The following is a 6,000-nucleotide window of genomic DNA, read 5'->3' on the forward strand; positions in this document are numbered from 1 at the left end:
GTCGGTGAAACGGGAAAAGTGAGAAGAAATTGGTACGAGAAGTCAAAGAGTACGATGAACGGATGGAGGAGATTCTGGCAACTGCCCGGAGCCTTTTCTTTAGCAAGGGGTACGACGCCACCTCCATCAATGATATTATCAGCGCTATCGGAATCGCCAAGGGGACGTTTTATCACTATTTCGATTCCAAGGAAGATCTGATGATCGCGCTGGCGGATCGGATTACCGATGAGGCGATAGCCATCGTGGCGCAGATCACTGCCGATGCTGATTTATCCGCCAGGGAAAAATTCCGAAAAGTGTATTCGCAGGTCGGAAACTGGAAAGTGGAGCAACGGGACGTCTTTCTGGAGTTGATGCGCGTCATGTACGATCCAAAGAATAACAGACTGCTCCAGGCGCTCAACAAAATGTCCCTTGAAAAGGCGGCACCCTATTATGCGGAAATCATGAAACAGGGGATGGCTGAGGAGGGCTGGGAGATCCGGTATCCGGAAGAGAGCGCCCGGATTATTTTTCACATGGGATTCGGTGTTGCCGAACAGTTCAGTGAGAGTTTTCTGCGGCTGGAACAGGCATCCGGGGAAGAACGACAGCGCATTCTTGAGGAGTTTTCCCGGAAGATTGAAGCGTATGAGTTTGCTATTAACCGGCTTATTGGCACTGAGGAAGAGCCCCTGGAACTGTATGACCTCACGATCATCGATGAATTTTTTCAAGAATCATAACCCATGAAGAAAAGCCACCGATATATCACCCGATTTATGATGATGCTTGTACTTATCTTTTTCTTTGTCCCTGATTTCGGATACTCACAACAATTCCGCGGCCAGCTCTCCGGCTGGGGGAATGTGCAGCAGTCGGAGCACTCCGATTTCTGGTTCGGAAGCGGTGTAAGATACCTGCCTGAGTTCGCCAAAGATTTTACCGAAAATGCACCATATACCATGGATGTCGAGATCTCCGCGAATCTGTACGGAAATTATAACACACAATTCGACAGCGGCGCGGCGGATCTGAAGCCGTATCGCCTCTGGGCGAGGTTTGCCACCCATAAATTCGAATCCCGCGTTGGCCTACAAAAGATCAACTTCGGTCCGGCAAAACTGCTGCGCTCCCTCATGTGGTTCGATCGCCTCGATCCCAGAGATCCCCTCCAGCTGACGGAAGGCGTGTATGCGCTGCGTCTCCGCTATGATTTTGAGAACCTGTCCAGCATCTGGCTGTGGGGCATCTATGGTGAGGACGAAACGAAAGGACTGGAGTTCGTGCCATCCAAAGAAGGGTCTCCGGAGCTTGGCGGTCGATATCAACATCCGGTGGGATCCGGTGAAATGGCGGTGAGTTATCATCTGCGGAGCGTTCCCGGGGAGTATTTAAACAATTTTACCATGAGAGGGCCGCATGTGGCGGAAAACCGCATCGCCCTGGACGGCATTTGGGACGTGGGCGTTGGACTCTGGTTCGAAACGGCAATAATCCATGCGGAGTACAGGAACGAGGCATACCGATGGCAATCATTCCAGACGGTCGGTATTGATTACACATTTCCAGGGGGAAACGGATTGCATGTATTAGGCGAACACATGCTGGTTACGATAAGCGACAAGGTTTTCGATATGGATAAAGATAATCAGACCTCCGGTTTCATGGCCTCCTATCCCATCGGCTGGCTGGACCAGATCGCGGTGTACAGTATCTACAACTGGGAGGCGGAGATGGCGTACCATTACCTCAGCTGGCAGCGGACGTACGACCGGTGGGTGCTCCACGCCAGCCTGTTCGGACGCACTGGCGATGCGGCAGGGGGTGGATTCCTGAACCAACCGGTGACGACGGTGGGAAAATTCGGCCTGCAACTGATGGTGATTTTTAACCATTGAACAAATCGATTCACCGCAGAGCCGCAGAGGGCGCAGAGAACAGAATGAGGACAACAAAAGAAGTTACTGTAAAAACCATGGAAAAATTTGAAAATAAATGAATTTGTATTATGAAAACGCGAACGACACCGGGAACTATCCTTAAAACAATACCAGTTTTTTTCTCAGCGAACTCTGTGTCTTTGCGGTGAAAGGTATTTAATGAAAATTAACGAGATCACCAATGAAGTTATTGGCAGCGCCATTGAAGTCCACAAGGAATTAGGACCCGGCTTGTTGGAATCCGCTTATGAAGAGTGCTTGGCCTATGAACTGAAAGAAAAAGGCTTGGATATTGAGCGACAAAAAGAATTGCCAATCAAATATAAACAGGTACAATTAGATTTATCATATCGGTTAGATATTGTTGTTGAAAAAAACGTAATTGTGGAGCTAAAATCCGTTGAAAGTTTACTACCAATCCATACGGCACAACTTTTATCGTATCTGAAATTATCGGAATTGGAAGTCGGACTGCTTATCAATTTTAATGTATCCCAACTCAAAAAAGGTGTGAAGCGAGTCGTTAATGAATATACGGAGTAAAGAGAATCACCGCGGAGCCGCTGAGGGCGCAGAGAACAGAATGAGAACGACAGAAGAATTACTAACAAGGAAAAAAATGCAAAACAAAAATTATTGTTAGAGAAATGCTAACGAGACAGGAGCATATCATTTAAACAATAACAGTTTTTTCTCAGCGTGCTCTGCGTCTCTGCGGTGAAAATTAATAAATCTAAAAAGGAAAATCCCCATGCAAAATAACGCACTCATTACCATCGAAGACCTGTTGAAAGCCTATCCCATGGGCAAGGGTGAATTCATTGCCCTGAAGGATATCAACCTGCAGTTCAAGAAAGGAGAATTCGCCGGACTGGTGGGGCCCAGCGGTTCCGGGAAGACCACCATGCTGAACATCATCGGCTCACTGGACAAACCGACCAAGGGCGAGACCACTGTGCTGGACAAAAAAATCAGCCAGCTCTCCCACAAGGAGGCGGCGGCGCTCCGCAACCATCATATGGGATTCATCTTCCAGACCTACAATCTATTGCCGGTCTATACGGTCTATGAGAACGTGAAGCTACCGCTTCTTTTGCTGAAACATCTCTCCAAAAAGGAGATGGACAGCATGGTTAAGGATGCGCTGGATTGGGTCGGTCTCACCGACAAGATCGACTCCAAACCGGCGCAGCTCTCCGGCGGCGAATGCCAGCGAGTAGCGGTGGCGCGTGCCATGGTCAAGCGTCCGAAGCTCGTGCTGGCGGACGAACCCACCGCCAATCTGGATGCGAAGAACGCCCACAACATCCTGCAGATGATGGAGCGCCTGAACGAGGAACTGGAGACCACCTTCATCTTTGCCACCCACGACGAAAAAGTCATCAAATACCTGCGCCGGCAGATCTCGCTGGAAGACGGCCGGGTAGTGGCAGACGACGTGGTCCAGGCTTAGGCAGAGACATCATGGTCACACTGCAACTCGCCTGGAAAAACACCATCGGCGCGGGGATACGCACCTGGCTGAACGTGATTGTGCTTTCCGTGGCATTCGTCACGATTATCGGGATGCAGGGACTGTATACAGGCATGCTGGATCGTGCCAGAGATGCCATGATCCGGATGGAATTGGGTGCGGGACAGTTCTGGCATTCGGAGTACGATCCGTATGACCCGTTTGCGCTGACCGAAAGCCACGGGCCGATTCCGACAAACTTGCAGAATGACGTGGCCCGCGGGGATGCTGTACCGATCCTGATTACCCAGGGATCGATTTTTCCCGAAGGGCGGATCAAACCTATCCTCCTCAAAGGAATTCCGCCAGAGCAGACCATCCTTGAAATGCCCACGAAATCCATGGTAGCAGAAAATGACATCCCTGCGCTCATCGGAAACAACATGGCGGAAAATTCCGGCTTGAGCGTGGGAGATTATATCACCGTCCGCTGGCGGGATGCCAACGGCACCTACGACGCCGCGGACGTTCGAATTGCGCACATTATGGAGACCATCGTCCAGTCGGTGGATAACGGACAGATCTGGCTGCCGCTGGATCGAATCTATACGATGACCGGCATGGAAGACGAAGCCACACTGATTGTCCGCGGAGAGGGCGCCGCAAATATCACCGCAGCCGGAAACTGGATTTTCAGGGATATCGGATTTCTGACCAGGGAAATCGACGAAATCCAGGACATGTCCGATTCCTCGCTCTCCATCATGTACTTCTTCCTGCTGGGCATGGGATTGCTGGCGGTATTCGATACCCAGGTGCTCTCCCTCTGGCGGCGCCGGAAGGAGATGGGCACCCTCATGGCGCTGGGCATGACCCGTGGAACGCTCATCCGGCTTTTCACATTGGAGGGCGCTCTACACGCCATCCTGGCGATACTGGTCGGCGCGGTCTGGGGACTTCCGCTGTTGACCTGGTTCGCCCGCACCGGATTTACCATGCCTGAATACGTGGAAGACTACGGTATGGCGCTGGGACGAACTATGTATCCGACCTACGGGGCCGGACTGGTCATGGGAACGATTATCCTGGTCTTTATCACGGTAACAATCGTGAGTTACCTGCCGACCCGGAAGATTGCCAAGCTGGAGCCGACCGACGCGCTCAGGGGGAAATTCTCATGACCTGGTTTCTCCTGAAAGGCTTACTCCGGGATCGCTCCCGAAGCCTGTTTCCGCTGCTAGTTACCGCGGCCGGTGTGCTGCTGACGGTGTTTATGTACAGTTTTATCGAGGGTGAAATGGCGGACATGGTCACCAATAACGCCAATTATCAGACCGGACACGTCAAAGTGGTGACCCGGGCGTACGCGGAGCAAATGGAACGGACGCCGAACGACCTGGCACTGCTTGAAGTCGAAGAATTGCAGAACGAACTCTCCAACCAGTTCCCGGAGATTGAATGGGCGCCACGGATCCACTTCGGCGGACTGCTGGATATCCCGGACGAAACTGGCGAAACCCGCGCGCAGGGGCCGGCTGGGGGATTGGCGGTTGATCTGCTGAATCCATCCAGTGATGAAATTCAGCGGATGGGACTTCGCGATGGATTGGTTCAAGGGCGCCTTCCGGAAGAGCCGTTCGAGATACTGGTAAGCGACGAATTTGCTCAATCGCTGGATCTCGAAATCGGTCAATCGGCTACGCTCATCAGCACCGGTATGTATGGCGGTATGGCGATGCAGAATTTCGAGGTGGTCGGCACGGTGCATTTCGGCATTCAGGCGCTGGATCGCGGCGGAATCATCGCCGATATCAGCGGCATCCGCCGGACGCTAAACATGGATGACGGGGCAGGAGAATTGTTGGGATTTTTTAAAGACGGACAGTATGAGGAGGAACGGGCGGACGCAGTGGTACAGAAATTCGAACAGCTCTACTCATCTCTGGAAGGGGATTTCACACCAGCCATCCTTAAACTGACCGACCAGAACGACCTGGGTTCCATGTACGCGTATGTGGACGTCGTCTCCTCGATTATGGTATTTATCTTCGTCCTGGTGATGTCCATCGTGCTCTGGAACGCCGGACTGATGGGCACACTGCGGCGCTACGGCGAATACGGTGTGCGCCTTGCCATCGGCGAGGAGAAGAGCCACATCTACCGCACGATGATCATCGAGTCGGTAATGATCGGACTGGTCGGTTCTGTTGTGGGCACTGCGCTGGGACTGGCTGCTTCCTATTATATGCAGTCCCACGGCATCGACGTCGGAAATCTGATGGGGAGTGCCACCATCCTCTTCCCGGATGTTGTCCGGGCGAAGGTGACGACGGCGAGCTATTACGTCGGGTTTTTCCCGGGGCTTCTGGCTACAACCCTCGGCTCCATGATCGCCGGGTTGGGTATTTACAAACGGGAAACGGCAACGCTTTTTAAGGAATTGGAAGTGCAGTGATGGTCGTTTCAGAGAAAGGTATTTGTGAAGGGCATTTTAGGTTTCATGGAGTTGATACTATGTGTATAATTGCATATGAAACAAGTCTTTACAGCCGATTTGACTCGCACGCATATTCACCGGATCTGGCGTGCAGCATATTTCGGGGATCGGACCCGCTGTCCGCG

General features: G+C 52.0%; 6 protein-coding genes. All 6 read left to right on the forward strand.

What is annotated here, in order from left to right; genetic code table 11:
- Positions 1-29 precede the first annotated feature (29 nt).
- The 6 genes from K9N57_17515 (at position 30) to K9N57_17540 (ending at position 5,833) form a co-directional block, all read left to right on the forward strand.
- Complete coding sequence (locus tag K9N57_17515; protein ID MCF7805978.1) at positions 30-728, forward strand: TetR/AcrR family transcriptional regulator; 699 nt, start codon at positions 30-32, stop codon at positions 726-728.
- Positions 729-731: 3 nt separating this feature from the next.
- The gene (locus tag K9N57_17520) at positions 732-1,883 is read left to right on the forward strand and encodes a hypothetical protein (GenBank protein MCF7805979.1); all 1,152 of its coding nucleotides are present in this window, start codon (positions 732-734) and stop codon (positions 1,881-1,883) included.
- Between the two features lie 201 nt (positions 1,884-2,084).
- Positions 2,085-2,468: a GxxExxY protein gene (locus K9N57_17525; protein MCF7805980.1), complete on the forward strand. Its 384-nt coding sequence runs from the start codon at positions 2,085-2,087 to the stop codon at positions 2,466-2,468.
- A 208-nt stretch (positions 2,469-2,676) separates the two neighbouring features.
- Positions 2,677-3,378, forward strand: coding sequence for an ABC transporter ATP-binding protein (locus tag K9N57_17530; protein MCF7805981.1), 702 nt, complete (start codon positions 2,677-2,679; stop codon positions 3,376-3,378).
- An 11-nt stretch (positions 3,379-3,389) separates the two neighbouring features.
- Positions 3,390-4,559 carry an FtsX-like permease family protein gene (locus tag K9N57_17535; protein MCF7805982.1) on the forward strand — a complete coding sequence of 390 codons (1,170 nt, stop codon included), beginning with the start codon at positions 3,390-3,392 and terminating at the stop codon, positions 4,557-4,559.
- Entirely contained in the window at positions 4,556-5,833 is a 1,278-nt protein-coding gene (locus K9N57_17540; GenBank protein ID MCF7805983.1) for an FtsX-like permease family protein, read from the forward strand. Before K9N57_17535 ends, K9N57_17540 begins: the two co-directional genes overlap by 4 nt.
- Positions 5,834-6,000: the final 167 nt, after the last annotated feature.

The organism is Candidatus Neomarinimicrobiota bacterium, assembly GCA_021734025.1.
In the GTDB taxonomy this organism is placed as follows: Bacteria; Fidelibacterota; JAANXI01; order JAANXI01; family JAANXI01; genus JAANXI01.